Source organism: Chryseobacterium oryctis, assembly GCF_025971925.1.
GTDB lineage: Bacteria > Bacteroidota > Bacteroidia > Flavobacteriales > Weeksellaceae > Chryseobacterium > Chryseobacterium oryctis.
This window is the reverse complement of record NZ_JAPDHV010000005.1, coordinates 1-21,587: the sequence shown is the minus strand read 5'-3', so window position 1 is coordinate 21,587 and position 21,587 is coordinate 1. Positions and strand designations below refer to the sequence as shown.

Annotated in this window: 16 protein-coding genes; 7 read left to right on the top strand and 9 right to left on the bottom strand. The window is 32.8% G+C overall.

Going from position 1 to position 21,587, the window contains the following annotated elements:
- Positions 1 to 41 precede the first annotated feature (41 nt).
- The 9 genes from OH806_RS11695 to OH806_RS11660 form a co-directional block, all read right to left on the bottom strand.
- A complete protein-coding gene (locus tag OH806_RS11695) occupies positions 42 to 260 on the bottom strand; it encodes a bacteriocin-like protein (protein ID WP_406567628.1) in 219 nt (72 codons plus the stop codon).
- A gap of 75 nt (positions 261 to 335) precedes the next feature.
- Positions 336 to 506: a bacteriocin-like protein gene (locus OH806_RS16620; RefSeq protein WP_406567627.1), complete on the bottom strand. Its 171-nt coding sequence runs from the start codon at positions 504 to 506 to the stop codon at positions 336 to 338.
- Positions 507 to 614: 108 nt separating this feature from the next.
- On the bottom strand, positions 615 to 809 hold the full coding sequence (locus OH806_RS11690) for a bacteriocin-like protein (RefSeq protein ID WP_264743866.1): 195 nt from the start codon (positions 807 to 809) through the stop codon (positions 615 to 617).
- 73 nt (positions 810 to 882) lie between these two features.
- Positions 883 to 3,078 (bottom strand): peptidase domain-containing ABC transporter, encoded by a 2,196-nt coding sequence (locus OH806_RS11685; RefSeq protein WP_264743865.1) that lies wholly within the window; start codon positions 3,076 to 3,078, stop codon positions 883 to 885.
- 88 nt (positions 3,079 to 3,166) lie between these two features.
- The gene (locus OH806_RS11680) at positions 3,167 to 4,675 is read right to left on the bottom strand and encodes a vitamin K epoxide reductase family protein (protein ID WP_264743864.1); all 1,509 of its coding nucleotides are present in this window, start codon (positions 4,673 to 4,675) and stop codon (positions 3,167 to 3,169) included.
- A gap of 539 nt (positions 4,676 to 5,214) precedes the next feature.
- Entirely contained in the window at positions 5,215 to 6,204 is a 990-nt protein-coding gene (locus tag OH806_RS11675; RefSeq protein ID WP_319804128.1) for a DUF3810 domain-containing protein, read from the bottom strand.
- 91 nt (positions 6,205 to 6,295) lie between these two features.
- The gene (locus OH806_RS11670) at positions 6,296 to 7,741 is read right to left on the bottom strand and encodes a sugar MFS transporter (RefSeq protein WP_264743863.1); all 1,446 of its coding nucleotides are present in this window, start codon (positions 7,739 to 7,741) and stop codon (positions 6,296 to 6,298) included.
- A gap of 42 nt (positions 7,742 to 7,783) precedes the next feature.
- Positions 7,784 to 8,509: a lysophospholipid acyltransferase family protein gene (locus tag OH806_RS11665; protein WP_264743862.1), complete on the bottom strand. Its 726-nt coding sequence runs from the start codon at positions 8,507 to 8,509 to the stop codon at positions 7,784 to 7,786.
- A gap of 3 nt (positions 8,510 to 8,512) precedes the next feature.
- Positions 8,513 to 8,971, bottom strand: coding sequence for a GtrA family protein (locus OH806_RS11660; RefSeq protein WP_264743861.1), 459 nt, complete (start codon positions 8,969 to 8,971; stop codon positions 8,513 to 8,515).
- 244 nt (positions 8,972 to 9,215) lie between these two features.
- Between OH806_RS11660 and OH806_RS11655 the strand changes: the two genes are divergently transcribed.
- The 7 genes from OH806_RS11655 (at position 9,216) to OH806_RS11625 (ending at position 21,418) form a co-directional block, all read left to right on the top strand.
- Positions 9,216 to 9,482 (top strand): hypothetical protein, encoded by a 267-nt coding sequence (locus OH806_RS11655; RefSeq protein ID WP_264743860.1) that lies wholly within the window; start codon positions 9,216 to 9,218, stop codon positions 9,480 to 9,482.
- Positions 9,483 to 9,564: 82 nt separating this feature from the next.
- The gene (locus OH806_RS11650; protein WP_264743859.1) at positions 9,565 to 10,416 is read left to right on the top strand and encodes a BadF/BadG/BcrA/BcrD ATPase family protein; all 852 of its coding nucleotides are present in this window, start codon (positions 9,565 to 9,567) and stop codon (positions 10,414 to 10,416) included.
- A 15-nt stretch (positions 10,417 to 10,431) separates the two neighbouring features.
- The gene (locus tag OH806_RS11645; protein ID WP_264743858.1) at positions 10,432 to 12,717 is read left to right on the top strand and encodes an NADP-dependent malic enzyme; all 2,286 of its coding nucleotides are present in this window, start codon (positions 10,432 to 10,434) and stop codon (positions 12,715 to 12,717) included.
- 174 nt (positions 12,718 to 12,891) lie between these two features.
- Entirely contained in the window at positions 12,892 to 13,476 is a 585-nt protein-coding gene (gene ruvA / locus OH806_RS11640) for a Holliday junction branch migration protein RuvA (RefSeq protein WP_264743857.1), read from the top strand.
- Positions 13,477 to 13,482: 6 nt separating this feature from the next.
- Positions 13,483 to 20,580, top strand: a complete 7,098-nt coding sequence (gene sov / locus OH806_RS11635) for a T9SS outer membrane translocon Sov/SprA (protein ID WP_264743856.1) — start codon at positions 13,483 to 13,485, stop codon at positions 20,578 to 20,580.
- Between the two features lie 108 nt (positions 20,581 to 20,688).
- The gene (gcvH, locus tag OH806_RS11630) at positions 20,689 to 21,066 is read left to right on the top strand and encodes a glycine cleavage system protein GcvH (protein WP_264743855.1); all 378 of its coding nucleotides are present in this window, start codon (positions 20,689 to 20,691) and stop codon (positions 21,064 to 21,066) included.
- On the top strand, positions 21,059 to 21,418 hold the full coding sequence (locus tag OH806_RS11625) for a VanZ family protein (RefSeq protein ID WP_264744076.1): 360 nt from the start codon (positions 21,059 to 21,061) through the stop codon (positions 21,416 to 21,418). Before gcvH ends, OH806_RS11625 begins: the two co-directional genes overlap by 8 nt.
- Positions 21,419 to 21,587 lie beyond the last annotated feature (169 nt).

Genomic DNA, 21,587 nt, shown 5'->3' with positions numbered 1-21,587 from the left:
AAACTCTCATTTGAGAGTTTCCTAAAATTATAAAATTGTTTTTACAATATTCCTTCACATCTTTCAGGAGTATACTGGCTTGTAAAAATGCAAGCTGCCATTGCTGGACACCACATTAGTCTGTTGCATCCACAATCATAAGCATCTCCAGGAGCTGGTAGTTCATCTCCAGGAACTATGTGTGCAAAACATCCATCTCCAATACCACCTCCTTTCAATGATTTTAAATCTTTTCGTGTTAATTTTTTTAAATTTTTCATAAAAATAAAATAATTTGTTTTGATTTTCCTACTCTATTAGCTTTTCGGATTCCGCTTTTATTGTTTAAAGTAGAACTAAATATTGGGAGCTAGGCATATTGGATCTGTTCCATTTGGACATCGGTCTAAACACTTTGTAGGTATCCATTCTCCGTTAATACGACATACGCCCCAATCATTTTCATCATAGCCACCTCCTTTTAATGTTTTAAGATTTTCTCGTGAGATTTTTTTAAGATTTTTCATAATGAATAATTTGTTTTAATTTTTTTATTTTGTAAAATTTCTGGATTCTACTGTTTTTAAGTTTGGTTTAAATAATTTGTGAACTTTTATTGATTTGTACAATAAATTTTAAAGCTCACCAATTACGCAACGCTCATTTGTCCAAAAACTGGAATGTATACATGCTCCCATTTTTTCACAATACCATAAGTTACAATCACAGCTTGTTGGGTCGGGATCGGTTGGGTTTGGGAAATAATCTCCGCAACCACTGCCTTTCACAGCTTTAAGCTGATTTCTTGAAATTTTTTTTAAATTTTTCATAATAAAATAATTTGTTGTTAGTTTTCCTACTCTGTAAGCTTTTCGGATTCCGCTATTATGTATTTAGTTTTGTTTAATTTCCAAGTTCTAATTGATTTTTTACTAGTCTGTAATATTCACCTTTTAAAGCAACAAGTTCAGCATGATTTCCTTCTTCTACTACTTTTCCTTTATCTAGAACGATAATTTTGTCTGCGTGTTTTACTGTCGAAAGTCTGTGTGCAATAACTATTGCTGTTTTACCTTTAAAGAATTGCTCAAGATTTTCCATGATAATTTTTTCGTTATTGGCATCAAGTGCTGAAGTAGCTTCATCGAAGAAAATATATTCCGGGGATTTGTAGACGGCTCTCGCAATGAAAAGCCTTTGTTTTTGTCCGCCACTTACACCTAATCCTTCGTTTCCTATTTTTGTATTGTAACTTAAAGGTAAACTTTCAACAAAATCTTTAATATTAGCAATTTCTACGGCTTTTCTCAATTTCTGCTTGTCGATATAATCTTCTCCGATAGCAATATTGTTGGCGATAGTATCGTTGAAAACATAGCCTTCCTGCATTACAACACCACAACGTTCCCTCCAAAATCTTGGTGAAACAGAACTTAATTTGGCGTTTCCGATTCTAATTTCGCCTTCATTAGGTTCATAAAACTTCATTAAGAGTTTCAAAAGAGTGGTTTTTCCGCTTCCGCTGGCTCCTACAATTGCAGTAGTTTTTTGATAAGGTATTGTTAAATTCAGATTTTCAAAAACAAAAACATCAGAACCGATATATCTGAAAGACATATTGGTAATTTCAAGGTCTTTTTCCGGAATTTCAGAAACGTACTGTTCATCTTTGCTTTCCTCGTCTTCTTTATCATGGATTTCACCTAATCTTTCCAATGAAATTTTAGCATCCTGAGTCTGCTTGATAAAATCTATGAGTTGTAATAAAGGACTGTTTAATTGCCCGATAATATATTGCACGGAAAGCATCATTCCTAAGGTGAGATTTCCGCTTAAAACCAATTTTGCAGAAAGGAAACTTACCAAAATATCTTTCATTTGGTTAATGAAATTTCCTCCGACAGATTGCCATTGCTCTAAAGAAAGAGATTTTATTCTGATTTTAAATAATTTCACCTGAACAAACTCCCAATCCCAACGTTTTTGCTTTTCGGCATTATGCATTTTTATTTCCTGCATTCCGTTGATAAGCTCAATCACTTTGCTCTGTTCTTGAGAAACCTGAGAGAATCTTTTGTAGTCGAGTTCTTTTCTTTTTTTTAGGAAAAAACTTATCCATCCTACATATAAAACAGCTCCTACCAAATACACCAAAAATAATCGGTAATCATAAAAAAGTAAAATAATACTGAAAATAATAAGGTTTACCAACGAAAATAATGTATTCAGAGATGAGCTTGTAAGAAGTTGCTCAATTCTGTGATGGTCGTTGATTCTCTGCATGATATCTCCAGTCATTCTTGTATCAAAGAAGCTAATAGGAAGTTTCATTAATTTAATAAAGAAATCGGAAATGATAGAGATATTAATTCTAGCAGAAAGGTGCAGTAAAATCCAGCTTCGAATGACTTCAATACCCATTCTGCCCAAAAACAGCATGATTTGAGCCAATAATACTACATAAATGAAATTTAAATCTTGATTTTGAATACCAACATCTACAATACTTTGGGTAAGAAAAGGAAAAATAAGGGAAAGTAAACTCCCTGCTAATAAACCAACGGCCAATTGAATGACCAAAGATTTATATTTCAATAAATATTTTGAAAGAAAAGAAAAACTGGCTTTACTTTCTTCATCATCAAACTCGGTAGTGAAAAATGCAGGAGTGGTTTCTAAAATAAGTGCAATACCTTCTTCTGTGCTTTCATTGGCATTTTCACCAATCCAGGCTTTTATAAACTCTTCTCTTGTGTATGTAATTAACCCGTAACTTGGGTCTGATATAAAAACTTTGTCACTTTTATCAATATCATAAACAACTACAAAATGGTTTTTATTCCAGTGTACAATACATGGAAAAGGAACTTCGTCTCTGAGAGTATTAAAATCGATTTGTACTCCTAAAGAGCGAAATCCAAGATTTTCAGCAGCATCACTCAAACCCAAAAGACTGCTCCCTTCTCTTGTTGTTTCGGATAAATTCCGGATTTGCTGTAAAGAAATACTTTTTTTATAATATTTGCTTACAATTCTGAGACAAGTAGGGCCACAATCTTTGGAATCGGGTTGAATATAATTTGGGAATTTTTTCTTCATTAATTCTAATCAAAATTAAAGACACTAAATATATCGTCTTTAATTTATATATGTATTATTTGAATCTATTAATTTTTGAAAGTTTTATCTATAATTCTTCATCTTCTAAAAGCTCATCAATGAAAAACCAAATGTCATCGCGGTCATATTTTTCAGGGAACTGATGCCCGTTAATAAGAAATATCGGAGTGAAATTTAATCCTGAATTTGCGTTTTCTTTTGACATTTCAATAATTGGAGTTAAATCTTCTGTGGCAGTTCCTCTGTTTGATTTTTGATTGATTCTTTCTTCACTTTTATTTTCAAACCAATCTTCAACAGCTTCCATGAATTTATTTTGGGATTTGTTTTTATAAATATTTACAAAATCAGAGATAAGATTAGTGTATTTCTCGTTACTTCTTTCAGTTGTATAATTGAATCTTATTTGTGCAGAAATTTCATTAGGATATTTTTTCAGGATATCTTCAAGTATTTTATGGGCATCTTTACAGAAACCACAATAAGGATTTGAAACGATGGCAATATGAAGTTTACCGTCTTTGTTACCTAAAGAGAAGGTTTGGTTGTCAGTGAAACTTATTTTTTCGTTTTCTGTTAATTCTCTTTTGAAAAGATCGTAATTCCTTTTAAACCTTAAATTTTTAGCATTAGATTTTTGTAATTTTTCCTTATCCTGAAGAATATTATTTACATAGAGAGTTGAAGCAAAAACGATTATCCAAAGAATTAAACTTAATAAAAGTGTTTTTGTTTCTAAAAATAGATTGTCGAATAAGATTGTACTTATTAATAATTGCGCAACCAAAATTGCAATAATTAAAAGGCAAACTCGGCAAAATGTTTTTTCTACAAATGCCTGTACATATAAAGAGTATCCGATTGCGAGAATTGAAACCAACGTAAAACCTTTAATGATATATGCAGTTGTTGGAAGAAAAAGCCCAAGTAAAGTAATTCCTGTAAAATAAATTAATGAAAAATCTGAAAATTTTAATCCTAATATGCTGGTTTTATCTTGATTAATGATTTTGTTGCAGGAATTTACATTTTGATTGGCAGAAGTGTCTCCACAAATACTTCCAATTACAGTAGATGTATTTCCAAATTTTTGGCTGAAAATTTCTAGGGAGATATAAAGTCCGATTAATGATAAAATATTAAAAATGCTTTCATACCAAGTCTGATTGAGGAGGCTGTAAAGGATAATGAGACCAAGAGCAATATATATTATTGGTTTTATGTTGTTTGCTGACTTGGTTTCTGTGTTTTCGTTTTTCTCAAATAATAGAATGAAATCAGAGGAGTTACTATGAAGCTCATTTTTATTTAAATTTTTGACCTTGTCTGAGTAAACAGAATAATTATTTCCTGTTTTTTTTACTAGAGAAAAAGAATTATTTACTATAGCAATAAATTCATCAGGCAACTCATCCCAATATTGTTTTTCTAGCTCATAGGCATCATTTTTTAACCCCATAAAATTTAAGGTGTCACTAAAAGCTAATGCAGAAGGGTAATTTGGGTGTGAGTTGAATTGGAAAAGAAACTCTTGCTTATCTAATTTTAAATAATGGATTAATTTGTCAAATCTCATAATAATATTTTCATCTAAAATACGTAGATGTTTTAAAAAAACAAATTTTTTCTTTTATAAGTGACTTATTGGTATTTTAGGTGCTAAAATTGAGCAAAATATGTTTTGTACCTTTCATAACAGAATATGTAATTGATGGAGATTTTACTCAATTTTTAGTTGCTTAAAAATGCCATTTTTGATACATCAAAAAGCTTTCGCTTTATGTTTTTTGCAAAATTTAATCTTTATATAGAGAGATAATATTTAAAAAATATTTTATTCGGAATGAATTGATTTATTTTTTTTAATTGCAATATTTTAAATATAAATATTGTTTTATTGTTGATTCTATTTGTTTTTCACTGAGTATTGAAGGTTTTTTTAATATCTCAACTTGATAAAATGAATTTATCTAAACTTAAAGAATCTTAAAGTTTTCATAAAGTGGAAAAAAAGAATAGAAAAGTTTTTGTATTTATAAAATATGTTGTACTTTTACATCGCCTTGAATGAGGGAACAAGTCAAGGTAATAAATTTTTTTTCATCATTTGTGTTTTTAGAATCGTATCGCCTGATACGATTCTTTTTGTTTTTGCTGTTCGTAATGTATCAACAAATCAATGAAATAGGAGTAAGTAACAGTGCCTTCCTGCTGATTGCTTTTCAAAAATAAGTTGTTGGTAAATCCAAAAAAATCATCCAAAAATCCTTGATGTTTATGAATAAATGCTCTTTCATATAATCTGTCTTTTTTCATCTCTGGAGAATAATTTTTTAGGGCAGTTTTTACAAAATCTTCATCTTCATCTACGATAGAATTTAAAAGGCTTTTTAGTGTAAAATATTCTGTGCTATATCTTAGTTCTAAATTATTTGAATCAATTCCAATTAAGTATCCAATAAAATTTGCTTCCTGCTCTCTTGCAAATCCTAACTGGTGTGAGCTTTCATGAGCCGATGTAAAAGGAATATAGGTAGAAGGAAGTTCTGAGTTGTATTGAGCTTCTGCTGTGAACGGATTGTAATATCCCAAAATTCCGGTAAAGCTCATGATGTTTTTAAAAATACTGGGTTTAAAAGAATTTATTTGTGGAGCTTTTTTATCAGAAATGTAGTTTGGAAGTTTAGATTGCTTATAAAGAATCTCTTTTTGAAGTGATTTCAGGTTTGTTACAATGAAAACTCCATTTTTATCCTGAGTTACTTGTTTTCTGGTTTCTTTACATTTTTCAAGATATTTTAGAGCCAATTTCTTTTTTTTATCTAAAGTAATTTCTCCTTTTGGTAATTTTTCTATTATGGGAGTCTGAAAGTATAGCATCCCCCAAAAAAACTGATAGCTAAAATAAAAGATATTGGTCAATACTAGAATCTTTAAAATGGATGAATGTCTATTTTTCTTTTTAAAAGATTTAATTATAAAAAGCAAAAGAAAAATACCTAATAATATATACAAAATGTCTCCAAAGGAAAAAGGAGTCCAAGAAAATAAAATCTGATGAAAACTTTTCTGAATTTCAAAGAAGTTCTCAAAAAATGAAATCATAATTTCTAATTTTGAGAAAATGAAAAACAAAAGAAATTGGGCAAGTAATAAACCTGCCCAAAATCTTTTTTTATGTATTATTTTTATATTATTAATGGCCACTACCTTTTGATATTTTATCTAAATCAATTCCTTGTGCTTTTAGAATACCTGTTACACGAATTGCATAGAATGCAAGATAAGCAAAACAAATTACTCCAACGATATAACTTGTATGAATAGTTGTTAAATCAGCAACATACCCTTGAATTAAACTTACAATACCACCTCCCATAATCATCATAATCAATAATCCTGAACCTTGATTGGTGTGTTTTCCAAGTCCGTTGATTGCCAAAGCAAAAATACAAGGCCATAGGGTAGAGCAGAACAGACCTACACTTGTAAAAGCATACACAGATACCATACCTGTAGTGAACATACCTATCAATAATGCTGTAATACCTGCAACAGAGAAAATCAAAAGCATTCTTGCAGGGTTTCCTTTACTCATGATGTCACAGATAATCATTGCAATAATAATCAATCCGTAAACATAGAAAGGCTCTAAATCATGTTTTGCAATAGCGTTAACTAAAAGGAAGACTCCAAAAGCTAAGTAAGGAGCTAAAAATCTTAATATTTTTTTGAATCCAGCATTGAAATCAAAAGCATCAACAGCTCCTGTCCAACGACCAATCATCATAGATGCCCAATATAATGAAATATAAGGCGCTACATCTTTAGTTTCAAAACCTAGATCTTTTTCCATATAAGCAGGTAGATTACTTGCAGTGGAAACTTCTACTCCAACATATACAAAGATTGCAATCATACCCATGATTAATTGTGGATATTGGAAAGCCGATTTTCTATGTTCTCCTAAAGTAGAATCATCTGTACTTTCAATATTTGTAGGAGTAACCGTAGGAAGTGAAGAAAATTTAAGCATAAGTGCTACTAAAACAAACGCTGCTCCTAATATTAGATAAGGTGTTTTTACACTTTCTATACTTATATCATTACTCGCTGCGGTAGCTGAACCAAAAATTGCAAAAGAAACAATAAGAGGACCGATAGTTGTTCCCAAGTTATTAATACCTCCTGCCATAGTCAACCTCTGAGAACCTGTTTCCGAAGGTCCGATTTCAATAGCTAAAGGATTGGCAACAATTTGTTGCAAAGAGAACCCCAGACCTACAATGAAAAGACCGGAGATCATAAGTGGAAATGAACCCATGTTGGCAGCCGGATAGAATAATAATGTTCCTGCTGCGGAAATAAGTAAACCTACAATTAAGCCATTTTTGTAGCCTATTTTGTTGATTAAATCTTGTTTTATTCCTTTTGAGATGAACATGTAAATAAGAGAACCGACAGTATATGCTACATAGAAGCATATTTGAACCAACATACTTTCGGTTTGAGATAAATTGAATGCCTTTTTGAAAACAGGGATGAGAATGTCATTACTTGCTGCCACAAATCCCCAGAAAAAAAACACGGTAACTAATGGTATAAATTGTCCCCAATTAGTTTGTTTTGAATAATTTGACATATTTGTTAAAGATTTCTTAATAACAAATATAAACATTTCTCTTTAACTCTGCTCTGTCAATGTTTTTTTTATTGTCTCAAAAGAAGACAATTTTAATTCTTTTGGAGAATCAGTAGGTTCTAAAATTCCGTTAAAATAAACTTTTACTTTACCAGGATAACCTTTTGAATTGTCAAACGGAAAAATTTCCTTTAAACCAACAAATGTATGAATTGCAATAGGCGAATGATGTTTTGAAGATAAAGTGAACGCTCCGTCTTTAAATTCATCTAAAATAATCGAAGTATCGTCAGGAACACCGCCTTCCGGGAAGATAACAATATTATTTCCTTCTTCCATTTTCTCTGCACATCTTCTGTAGACATCTGCACGGCTTCTTGCGCTGCCTCGGTCTACCATCACACATATCCTTTTATATATTGTACCAAAAATCGGGATTTTCACCAGTTCTTTTTTTCCGACAAAGCATAAAGGATGATGCGGAAACAAAATGCAAGTCAGCATAATGTCCATAATTGAAGTGTGGTTGGATATGATTACATATTGTTGGTTCTTATCAATTTTTTGGTCAGAAAGATTAGTTATTTCATATCTCAGCCCCATTCCGTAAAACATTCCGTAGCTCCAAATTCTAATGAATTTGTAAGCGTATTTGTAATGTTTTTTATTAAATGATAAGATATAAACAGGAATTCCTAAAATCACTGTTAATATAAAAGCAAGCAATATAAGCCAACCTCTCCATAGATAATTTAAAATCTTTCCCACAGCTTAACCGTTAAAAATTATTTTCTTCTTTATAGAATAATTAAGAATCGAAACTAATAAAATTGCTGCAATTTTACTAATCATCTCAGGGCTTAAAGTATAAACTATCAAATTAATGTTGTCTTTAAAAACAAAGCTGTAGAATATTTGGAAGAACCCAAGACTCAGTAAAGTTGATATAAATGAAACAATCATGAAATAAGCAAACTCCCTTCTTTTAGAATGTTTTCCTCTTTCAAAAACAAACCAAATGCTCAGAAAATAATTGCTGATAATTCCGCAACATGTAGAGAGAATATTACTTAAAGGATAGTGAATGCCATGAAAGTTTTGTTCATTGGAAATGATATTGGGAAGATACATGCTGAATATTTTGAAACTTCCTATTTCTATGACTGCACTCAATCCTCCTGCAACAATGAAAAACAAAATCTGTTTCTGGCGTAATATTAATTCTTTCATTCAATATTATATGATGTGCAAATTTATAACTATATGTTAAACAGTAAAAAAAGATGTTAAATAATTTTTTTGAATCAAAATTATTTATAAATTTATTCAACTGGAGATTGAATGATACAACCTGATAATAAATTCATTTTCAACTATTTGTGTTGATGGTTTTTTCTATCTTGTAAGGCGTGACAGCTTGTCATATTCCTCAAATTGTAACCACTTTATTGCTACTTAATAATTGTCTATTTGTATGAAACGTCAAAACAAATACAGAAAATTTCAGCTTCAACAGAAAAATATTGAGGCTCTTGAGAGAGAAAGTTCTCGCTTCAAACGTGTGTATTCAGAATACGAAAATATGTCGGATGAACTTTGGAATCTTGAAAATTCTAATAATGAACCTGTTCCAGATGATTTTATTAATGCAATGATTCTTCAGACATCATACTTAGAAGATGAGATAGAAGATTGGCTTCTACAATTCAATGAAAAAAAAACTGATACAAAACATTCGTAATTTTAGAAAGCTTCTGAGGTGTTTTTAAGGGCTGTTTAAAGATAAATTCATAATTTAGCACCCTTAAACTAAAATGTAAAATATGGTTGCTATTGTTGATGGTGGCTCTACTAAATGCGATTGGGTAATTTTGGATGACTTTAACAAGGTCTTTTTAAAAACGCAAACGATTGGTTTTAATCCTAATAATATCTCAGCAGAACTTATCGTACCGGAAATAGAGAAAAATATTAGTCTTAGTTCAGTTAAAAATTCTATTACTAAAGTTTTTTTCTATGGTTCAGGCTGTGGTATTCCTCAAAATCGTGCAATTATCGAACGTGAAATTAATAAGTTTTTCACAGGTGCAAATGTTGTTGCTAAAGAAGATTTGATGGCAGCTGCATACGCTGCATTTGACGGAAAACCAGCTATTGTTTGTATTTTAGGTACAGGTTCCAACTCTTGTTTTTTTGATGGAAAGAGTCTGAAAATAAAATTACCATCTTTAGGTTTTCTTATGGGAGACGAAGGAAGCGGAAGTGCAATCGGAAAGCAATTGGTACGCAGGTTTTTCATGCAAAAATTACCTGAGGATTTACATCAGCAATTTACAGAAACTTACAACCTTACTATTGAAGAGGCTCTTGAAAATATGTATCATAAGACAAGACCTAACGCATATTTAGCAGACTTCAATAAATTTGTAGTAGACCGAAAAGAGCATCCGTATTTTCAGCAGATGGTTTTTGATGAAATGAAAGAATTTTTCTGTTATCAGGTACTTCCTTATGAGGAAGCGAAAGATGTGGAAATCAATTTTATTGGCTCTATTGCTTATTATTACGAAAATATATTACGAGCTGCTGCGGCAGAATTTAATTTAAATATTGGTAACATTGTACAAAAGCCGATTGAAAGTTTAGTCAATTACCATATTAAATATATACTTTAACAAAAAAGAATCTTTATGTCTAGTAAAACAAATCGGGACGAAAATAATTTTAAACAGGCTGCATTAGATTATCATAAGGTAGAACCAAAAGGGAAAATAGAGGTAATACCATCAAAACCACACTCTTCTCAAAGAGATTTGTCTTTGGCGTATTCTCCGGGAGTGGCTGTTCCTTGCATGGAAATTCACGATAAGCCGGAAACTGTTTATGATTATACAGGAAAAGGAAATTTAGTAGCAGTAATTTCAAATGGTACGGCGGTTCTTGGTTTGGGTGATATCGGAGCAGAGGCTTCAAAACCTGTAATGGAAGGGAAAGGGCTTTTGTTCAAGATTTTTGCTGATATCAATGTTTTTGATATTGAAATTAATGAAAAAGACCCTGAAAAATTTATTGAAATTGTAAAAGGTATAGCTCCAACTTTTGGAGGTATTAACCTAGAAGATATTAAAGCTCCTGAAGCTTTTTATATTGAACAAAGATTAAAAGAAGAGCTGGATATTCCTTTGATGCATGATGACCAACACGGAACTGCAATTATTTCTGCAGCAGCTTTAATCAATGCCCTGAAAATTGCCAACAAAAATATAGAAGAAGTAAAAATGGTTGTAAACGGAGCAGGAGCTGCTGCGATTGCCTGTACCAATTTATACATTTCTTTAGGATTGAAAAGGGAGAATGTCCTAATGTGTGACAGTAAAGGGGTTATCAACCACAAAAGAGAAAACCTTACACCTGAAAAACTAGATTTTATTGCTCAAACAGACATTGATACTTTAGAAGATGCTTTAAATGGGGCAGATGTTTTCGTAGGATTATCAAAAGGAAACGTTATGACTCCTCAAATGTTGTTGAGCATGAGTGAAAATCCTATTGTTTTTGCTTTGGCTAATCCTGATCCTGAAATTGCTTATGATTTAGCATTTGAAACTCGTAAAGATGTTATCATGGCGACAGGAAGGAGCGATTATCCTAATCAGGTTAATAATGTTTTAGGGTTTCCGTATATTTTCCGTGGAGCATTGGATGTTCAGGCGAAAGGTATTAATGAGGAAATGAAATTGGCAGCCGTTCATGCTATTGCTGATTTGGCTAAAGAACCGGTTCCTGAAGCTGTAATTTTAGCTTATAACGTACAAAATTTGCAATTTGGTAGAGAATATTTTATTCCAAAACCGTTTGATAATAGATTAATTACCAAAGTATCTAGTGCTGTAGCAAAAGCAGCTATTGAAAGCGGTGTTGCAAGAAAAACGATTACGGACTTTGAAGAGTACGAAAATCAGCTTCTTGACAGAATGGGAAGAGATGAGAAGTTGGTAAGAATGATGCAAAGCCGTGCTAAAGCTAATCCGAAGAGAATTACTTTAGGGAATGCCGAAGAATATAATGTATTGAAAGCTGCCCAAATTCTTTACGAAGAAGGTATTGCTTATCCTAGTCTTTTGGGAGAGAAAAAATACATTAAGGAACAAATGGAACGCTTCGGAATAAATTTAGATGTTCCTATTATTGATCCAAGTGATGATGACCAGAAAGAAAACAGACAAAAATACAGAGAAACTCTTTGGAAACTTCGTCAAAGAAAAGGAATGAACGAATATAAAGCGAAAAAGTTTGTTCGTCAGAGAGATTATTTTGGTCCGTTGATGTTGAAGCATGGTGATACAGATGGATTGATTGTTGGTTTCTCTAAAAACTACACTTCGGTTTTAAGACCTGTTTTAGAAATTATAGAAAAAGAAAAAGGAGTAGATAAAGTGGCTGCAATGATGATGATTTTGTCTGAGAAGAAACCTATTTTCTTCGCAGATACTTCAATTAATCAAAATCCGACAGCCGAAGATTTGGTGAATATTGCTAAAATGGCGGAAATTACCGTTAAAACTTTTGCTATCGAACCAAGAATAGCTATGTTGGGATTTGAAAATTTTGCAGCTATTTCCGATAGTTCTAAAAAAGTAGCAAAGGCGGTAAGTATTCTCCATGAAAAATATCCTAAAATGATTGTAGATGGAGAAATTCAACCGGATTTTGCAATGAATTCTGATCATTTGAGTGATTATCCTTTCTCAAAATTAGGAACAACACCTGCCAATACCTTTATATTTCCGAACTTGGAAAGTGCAAATTTATCATACAAAATCATCAGAGGTATGAAAGTGGCACAAGTTATTGGGCCAATATTAATGGGATTGAAACAGCCTGTTCACGTTTTGCAAATGCGTTCAAGTGTTGATGAAATTGTAAATTTGGCAACAATTGCAGTGCTTGATGCTCAAAGAAGAGAGAAAAAATAATGTAAGCAAAATATAGAAATATTTCAATAATAAAGGCTCCAGATTTTGGAGTCTTTTGTTTTTATTGAAAATCTTTAAATGTATCAACTAAAATTAAGTTAAAAACCATTCGCACCTGAAATAAAAATATTAATTAGTTTAATTTGCTATATTTGGGAGTTTTAAAAATTAATAATGATATTTTCACTACAAGGCAATGTTCAGGAACTTACGCCAACTTACGCAGTGATCAACGTACAAGGAGTTGGTTACTATGTAGGTATTAGTTTAATGACCTCACAAACACTGACTTTAAATAAGGAAACCTTCCTTTTTATTCAACAAATTATCAGAGAAGACGCGCATTTACTTTTTGGGTTTAACACTCGTTTAGAAAAAGAAATGTTTAATCTGTTAATAAGCGTTAACGGAGTAGGAGCTGTTTCTGCTCTTATTTTATTATCAACATTGAGTCTTGAAGAGATTGCTTCTGCAGTACTTTCGCGCAACAGTGCATTGATTCAAAAAGCTAAAGGAATTGGAGCCAAAACCGCTGAAAGAATTATAGTTGACTTGAAAGATAAAGTCCAAAAATTCAGCAATCCGGAAGAAAATATTTCTACATTTGTAGATAATAAAATTAAGGAAGAGTCGTTATCAGCATTAGAAGTTTTAGGGATTCCTAAACGTATGAGCGAGAAACTTGCAGATAAAATAATAAAACAAGAACCAAGTATTTCTGTAGAAGAATTGGTGAAACAAATTTTAAAAAACATTTAACATTTGGTGGCAAATAATAAATACCTCAATATATTTTTGTTCCTGTCGTTCTTATGCATTTCCGGTGGTGTTTTTGCACAACAGAGGCAGGTGCGCGACACAGCAATTATTAAGAAAGACTATCAGTTGGCCGATCCTACAACGTATGAAGCCTATTATGATATAAAAACAGGAATGTATTATGTATATCCTAAAATAGGAAATACAGTAACGGGACCTCCTACAGCGATGTCTCCCGAAGAGTACAAAGAATTTATGCTTGCAACCCAATCGCGGGCTTACTATAAAGAAAAGTCAGACAAATACAGTTTACTTTTCAGAAAAGATAAAAGTGATGCAGCCAGAAAAGGCTTAATTCCGTCACTTATCATCCGAAACAGATTATTCGAAACAATTTTTGGTAGTAATAAGATTGAAATTATTCCTTCAGGATATGCTTCTTTCGATTTTGCAGGTTTGTATCAGAAAATAGACAACCCAATGATTCTTCCTCAGAACAGGAAGAGTTTCACGTTTGATATAGACCAGAGAATCCAGTTGGGATTATTGGGTAAAGTAGGAGAGAATCTTCAACTAAAAGCGAACTATGATACACAAAGTGGTTTTGCTTTTGAAAACAGAATGAACTTGGTTTGGCAGGCGAAAGGGAGCTGGAAAGATCTTCAGTCGAAAGGTTTAAATGATGTTAATTCACCAAGCGCAGGAGGAGAGGATAAGATTATCAAAAGAGTTGAATTTGGTAATGTGAATATGCCACTTTCAACAAGTTTAATTCGAGGTTCTGAGTCTTTATTTGGGGTTAAAACAGAGTTTCAGTTGGGTAAGACTTACGGAACAGTTGTTCTTTCTCAACAAAGAGGTGAAGCTAGAAATATTGTTGTACAAGGAGGAGGTGTAATGAATACCTTTAAGATAAATGCTATTGATTATGAAGAGGATCAGCATTACTTTTTGGGGCATTATTTTTTAGATAAGTATGATGGTGCTTTACTCAATTACCCTCAAATTAACTCTAAAGTTAATATCACAAGGTTAGAGGTTTGGGTTTTAGATCAAGGAAATAGTAATTTGGCTTATCAAAAACCTATTGTGGGGATTAGAGATTTAGGAGAGGGAGCCGGGCTACCGGATAATTCTCAAAACGGACTTTACAGTGCTGTTACGACTGCTATGGGAACTCCCAGAGATGCAGGGACAAACTATGCAGGCACTTTTCAGGGACAAAATTTCCCTACAGCTACTGGAGCTACAGAAACTTATCAAAATGGTGAACATTTTATTTATAACACAAAAGCAAGAAGATTAAATGCTAATGAATATACTTTTCAGCCACAGTTAGGGTATATTTCATTAAACCAAAAGCTAAATGTTAACCAGCTTTTGGCTGTTTCATTTTCATATACCAACGGAGATAATAAAGTTTATAAAGTTGGAGAATTTTCTGAGGAAAGTCCTGTTTTAGTAACAAAAGTTTTAAGGGCTAACAATAATCTTAACACAAGCTCACCGATGTGGCAGCTGATGATGAAGAATATTTATTCATTGGATGCAGGTCAGGTAAATCAGGACGGATTTATTCTTAATGTATTGTATAAAGATCCTAAAACGGGAGGGAAGGTAAACTATCTTCCTGATACAGCTGTAAAAGATATCAATTTACTTAAATTATTTAATTGGGATCGTTTGAATATGAATGGCGACTTACAATCAAATGGAGGAACTACAGGTGATGGTATTTTTGACTTTGTAAACGGGATTACGATAAGGCCGGAAACAGGAAGAGTGATCTTTACAAAAGTTCAGCCTTTTGGTAGCCATATGCAGCAGGTTTTGGGAAGTAATGATCCTCAATACGTATTTTCAGATTTATATAGTCAGCAGAAACAAGTGGCAACTTCTAATAACTTGGCTCAACGATATACCTTGGAAGGACGATACAAAGGAACTCAGGGACAAGGTATTTCTTTAGGAGCTGTAAACGTTCCTCAAGGTTCTGTAAAAGTGATGGCGAATGGAGTACAGCTTACAGAAGGGGTAGACTATACCGTAGACTATATGCTTGGTTCGGTTACTATTCTTAATGAGCAGGTAAAACAATCGGGACAGGCAATTAATATCTCATTAGAAAACCAGTTGACATTTAATACTCAGAGAAAAAGATTCTTGGGATTGAATTTGGAGAGAAGATTTAACGAAAACTTTATCTTAGGAGGAACAGTTGTAAACTATTCAGAATCTCCACTTACACAAAAAGTAAATTATGGTCAGGAAGCTGTAAATAACACAATGGCAGGGATTAATTTGATGTATAATAATCAATTACCTTTCCTTACAAGACTTACTGACAAAATACCTTTAGTAAAAACAGAAGCTCCATCAAACTTAAACTTTAAGATGGAAGCAGCTTATTTACTTCCGGGTATTAATAAAGGAACAAATGATCAGTCATATATTGATGATTTTGAACAAACGACTTCCAAAATTTCATTAAAAGAACCTACAGCATGGAGTTTAGCTTCCAGACCTGAAAAATCTGGAGGAGTTTTCGGAACAGGGGTAAGTAATAATGATATTACGAGTGGTTACGGAAGAGGATTATTATCTTGGTATAATATTGATCCTAGATTCTGGGGAGTTGGAGGTAAAGCGCCGACAGGTATTACGCCGCAGTCGGTTTCTAATCATGCATCCAGAAGAGTATTGTTTTCTGAAATTTATAATAACAGAGATTTTGTAGCAGGTGAACAAACCTATACCAACACGTTTGATATTTCATATTATCCGCAAGAAAAAGGGCCTTACAATGTAAACCCTGCTAATGAAACAACTCAGCAAAGATGGGCGGGAATTATGAGACCAATCAGTGTTTCCAACTTTGTAAATTCAAATATTGAATATGTAGAATTTTGGATGATGGATCCGTATGCTGATGGTGGAACTTTAGGAGCAGATCCGAAGTTACTATTACACTTAGGAAATGTATCAGAAGATGTTTTGAAAGATGGATACATGCAATATGAAAACGGATTGCCTACTTTATCTACTTCACCTACAACTACCAATTCAAATTGGGGGATTCAGCCAAAACAACCGCCGATTCTTTATGCTTTCTCTTCTGAAGGAGAAGATAGAACAGCTCAGGATTTGGGATATGATGGTTTAAGCTCAGATCAGGAATCTATGAGATTCGGGAATACATTTGTAAACCCGGTTACAAATTTAGCTGACCCTGCTGTTGATGACTTTGTATTTTATATGTCTGATAAGTTCACAGGAGGTATGGCGTCTTCACTTGTTCAGAGATATAAATATTTCAGAGGACCAGAAGGGAATTCAAGAAGTAATTCTTTAGAAGTATCATCTCAAACTCCGGATACGGAAGATGTTAACAAAGATTACAATTTAGATCAGACTGAAAGTTATAATCAGTATGAAATAAAGTTAGATCAGGCAAGTTTAACATTGGGTGATAATAATATTGTTGATGTAAAAACTGTAAAAGCTCAGTTTCAGAACGGTCAGTCTGAAGATGTAAAATGGTACCTATTCAGAATTCCGGTTTCAAAATACGATGATACTGCGGGTGAACATAGTCTTTCTGTCTTAAATAATGTAAGATTTGCAAGATTAATGTTGACAGGATTTGATCAAACTTCTACATTGAGATTCGGAACAATGGACTTAGTAAGATCTGACTGGAGAAGATATCCTAAGAATATTGCAAAACATAGTGATATTTCTACTGCACCTCCTACTATACCTGATCCTGCTACAAATGAAGGTTCTGTAGAGACAGATATTACAAATTTTGAGGTAGGAAGTGTTAATATTGAAGAGAATGCATTAAACCAACCTCCTTATGTTTTACCTCCGGGAATTGACAGACAGGTTTTAAGTGGTAATGCAGGGGCACAAAGACAAAACGAATCGTCATTATATATGAAAGTTTCGAATATCTCCAATGAAGCTAGAGGGGTGTTTAAAAATACATCTTTAGATATGAGAAGATATAAAAAGTTGAAACTTTTTGTACATGCTGAAAATAAAGATCTTCCTTCATCTAATAATTATGATAAGAATGAAAAATTCTTCATTCGTTTTGGTAGTGATGCAACAGATAACTATTATGAATATGAAGCATCATTAAAGTATACTCCAAATACGGCAACTACTCCGATGGAAATTTGGCCAATGGAGAATGAAGTTGATTTAGATATTCAAAATTTTGTTGATGCAAAAATAAGAAGAGACAAAAATAATCCGAATCAGATTTCTCAGAGACATCAAGATCCTGTGTATGGAGATGAGGACGACCATAAAAATATCTATATTAAAGGTCGCCCAAGTCTGGGAGCTATTACCACTATTATGGTTGGTTTTAGAAACACCAAAGATAGTAGACTTGGGGCAAACGGTAGAGTTCTTTGGATAAACGAAATTCGTCTTTCTGAAATTGAAAATGACGGAGGTTATGCCGGAAACGCAAGTTTAAACTTCAACCTTGGAGATTTTGCAGTTATCAATACAGCAGCTTCATATACTTCCGTAGGATTTGGAAATATTGATTCTAAACCGGCAGAAAGAAATCAGTCTACGCAGTCGGCATTTAGTATCAATGCTTCTGTGAACGTAGATAAATTCCTTCCTGAAAAAAGTGGAGTTAAGATTCCTGTCAATTATTCTTATGCTCAAACCATCGAAGATCCAAAATATAATCCTTTGGATACAGATGTTGAGTTTAATAAAGCAGCGAATAAAGAACAATTGAAAAAAGTTGCCAGAACATATACTCAGCAAAGAAGTTTAGGAGTTGTTAATATGCACAAGGAAAGGATGAATCCTAACAAGAAACCTAAATTCTACGATATTGAAAACGTTTCGGTAACCGCTGTTTATAACGATGATTATTACAGAGATATTTATACCAAGAAAAATTTGAGACAATATCTGAGAGGATATATAGATTATAACTATACCTTCAAACCTTGGGTGATAAAACCTTTCAATAAAATGATTAGTGATACGGCTAAGTCTACTAAATATTTGAGATGGGTGAAAGAATTTAATTTTAATCCTGTTCCTACAAGATTATCTTTCAGAACAGAGATTGATAGAAATTATAATGAGCTTGAGTTTAGAAATATTGAAGGTATTTTAAACGGTAATTATAGCGAAGATTTTGCTGCGATTAAAAATAGAAACTTCTATTTCGGATGGCAGTATGGTTTAGGATTTAACTTTACGAAATCATTGAAACTAGAGATTAATTCAGCGATGAGAACGCTAAATGATCAAGTTGATGTGAATACTATGGATAATAGTTCAATCTTTGGAAATGTATTCAGAGCTGGTCGTCCTGTTTTATATAATCATAGAGTACAGTTAAATTATAAACTTCCGTTCCAGTATTTACCTTATTTAGATTTTATTGATGCGGAATTAGGTTATGGTTTTACTTATAATTGGAATGCGAGGTCTACAGTAATGAGTAGTTTCTATGATCCTGAAACAAACAGGAGTGTAAGTTTAGGTTCTATTGGTCAGAATACAAATGTTATTCAGGCTACAGCTTCTGCTGATTTCCCTAAATTCTTTGGTCAGTTCAAATATTTCAAAAATATTTCTACAAAACTTCAGAAACGTAAGCAAGAAATTGACTCACTAAACAATGTTTATACTCAGCAATGGGAGAAGAATAAGTTTAGATATAAAAAATATAAGTTTAAAAATAAGCTTACAGTTATGCAAAGTGCTGCATTCCTATTGACTTCTTTGAAACAATTGGATATTAATTATTCTGAAAATAATGGTACAGTACTTCCAGGTTTAATTTCTGCACCGAATTGGTATGGTTATGGGCAAACGGTTGGAGGTCCAACTATTGGGTTCTTATTAGGTTCTCAGGCTGATATCAGAAGAACGGCGATTGAACAAGGTTGGATAGGTGATTCGGCATATATGACAGATCCTTATGTTCAGACATCCACAAAAGAGTTGAGAGCAAATTTACAGGTTGTACCAATGAATGACCTTAGAATTGATATTAATGCCTTGCATAATTATAACCGAAACTTTTCACAGGTAGGATATAATTTAAGAGAAAATCTGGCTACTCCGAATCATGATTATGTTTTTGCAAATGATTTTGTGACGTATTCAAACTCAGTTGTTCTTTTGAAAACTGCTTTCAAAGATGGAGCTTCCATTTATAAATCTATTAGAGAAAATGCAAGAGCTATATCTCAGCAAATGGGAGGAACGATCGGTGCAGACGGATTTACGGAAGGTAATAGTATTGCAAATGCTTATGTTTTAATTCCTGCATTTAGAGCAGCAGTTGAAGGTAAATCTGCAAAACCAATAGGTGATGCTAAAAAAGCAGGATTGCCAATGCCAAACTGGAGGGTTACCTATTCAGGATTAAGAAACGTTCCGATTATTAACGGTCAATTCTCTAAGTTTGATATCTTACATAGTTATACAGCAACATATACAGCTACGGGAATACAATCAAGTATAGATTATTTTAATAGTTTGTCACAGCCTATTGAAGAGAGGTTTGATGTTAATGGTGATTTTATCAATCCGTTTACTTTTGCTCAGGTTGGTTATGTAGAATCTTTCTCACCACTTATCGGAGTTGATGTTACGATGAGAAATAATATGCAGTTTGGTTTACAGTACAATAGAAACAGAATGTTATTATTAGGATTGGTAAATCATACGCTTACTGAAGATTCAAACAGTGAATATGTTGTAAGAGTAGGATATATTATCAGAAACTTCAGAATGGGGATGACTAATGTAAGAGGAAGAGGTAAAGGAAAAGGAAGCGATCTTAATATCAGAGGAGACTTCTCGTTGAGAGATAGCAGAACGAGTATTACCAATATTCTTTTAAATGATTCTCAAATCACAGGAGGTCAAAGATTAATGAATATTAAAGTTTCTGCCGATTACAATGTATCAGAAAATCTTAACTTGAGAGTATTCTATGAGCAAATGACTTCTAAGTATAAAATCTCAACAGCATTCCCATTGTCTACGATCAGAGCGGGTATTTCTGCGACGTTTACTTTTGGTGATTCCGGAGGTGGTTTTTAAAAACTAAAATAAATTAATTAGAGTCTCTCAAAATTGAGAGACTTTTTTATTGGTGGTATTTGAAGCTTATAGAATTTTGAATACATTTGTAAAAATAAAAATTTAAAAATGAACACACCATCAGAATTAAAGTACACTAAAGATCACGAATGGATTAAGATTGAAGGTAATGTTGCTACAATTGGCATTACAGACTTCGCGCAAGGAGAGTTAGGTGATATCGTGTATGTAGATGTAGATACAGTAGATGATGATCTTAATGGAGGAGACGTTTTCGGAAGTGTAGAAGCTGTAAAAACAGTTTCAGATTTATTCTTGCCAATTTCTGGGAAAGTTATTGAGTTTAATTCAGACTTAGAAGATCAGCCGGAATTATTAAATTCAGATCCTTACGGAAACGGATGGATTATTAAATTAGAAGTTGCTGATGGAGCAGATCAGTCAGAATTACTATCTGCAGAAGAATACCAAGCAATCATTGGATAATATTTCAAAAATATTTAGTAAGATTTTGCCCATTTATTGGGCATTTCTTACTTATATGCTTCTCAAGCCGGGAGAAGAAAACCATGAATATTGGTTCATGTTCAATGGAATCGATAAAGTGCTGCACCTAGGCATATTTGCTATGCTAGGCTTTTGTTTGAAAGCAGCTTTTCCCAAAATCAAATTTTCTTACTTTTTTCAAATAATACTTATATATGCATTCCTTACCGAGATTTTCCAGGAAGAAATGGGATTGGGAAGGTCAATGGAAACTCTGGATATTGTAGCAGATACTCTAGGATGTTTGTTAGGCTATTATATATACAAGTTGTTAATTAAGCGGTTTTTCTAGTTAGGTTATAGTTTTTTCATTTTTTTCTAGGAGCCATTTCCCGCTCTCCGCTTCTACTCCTCACTCCAGGGCTTATTCCCTGCAAGTTGCGGGGTAACCGCTTCTATCGGGGCTATGGTCTTGGTCATTCTATATAAATCTTTACTTTTATATTGATTTTATCAGCGTA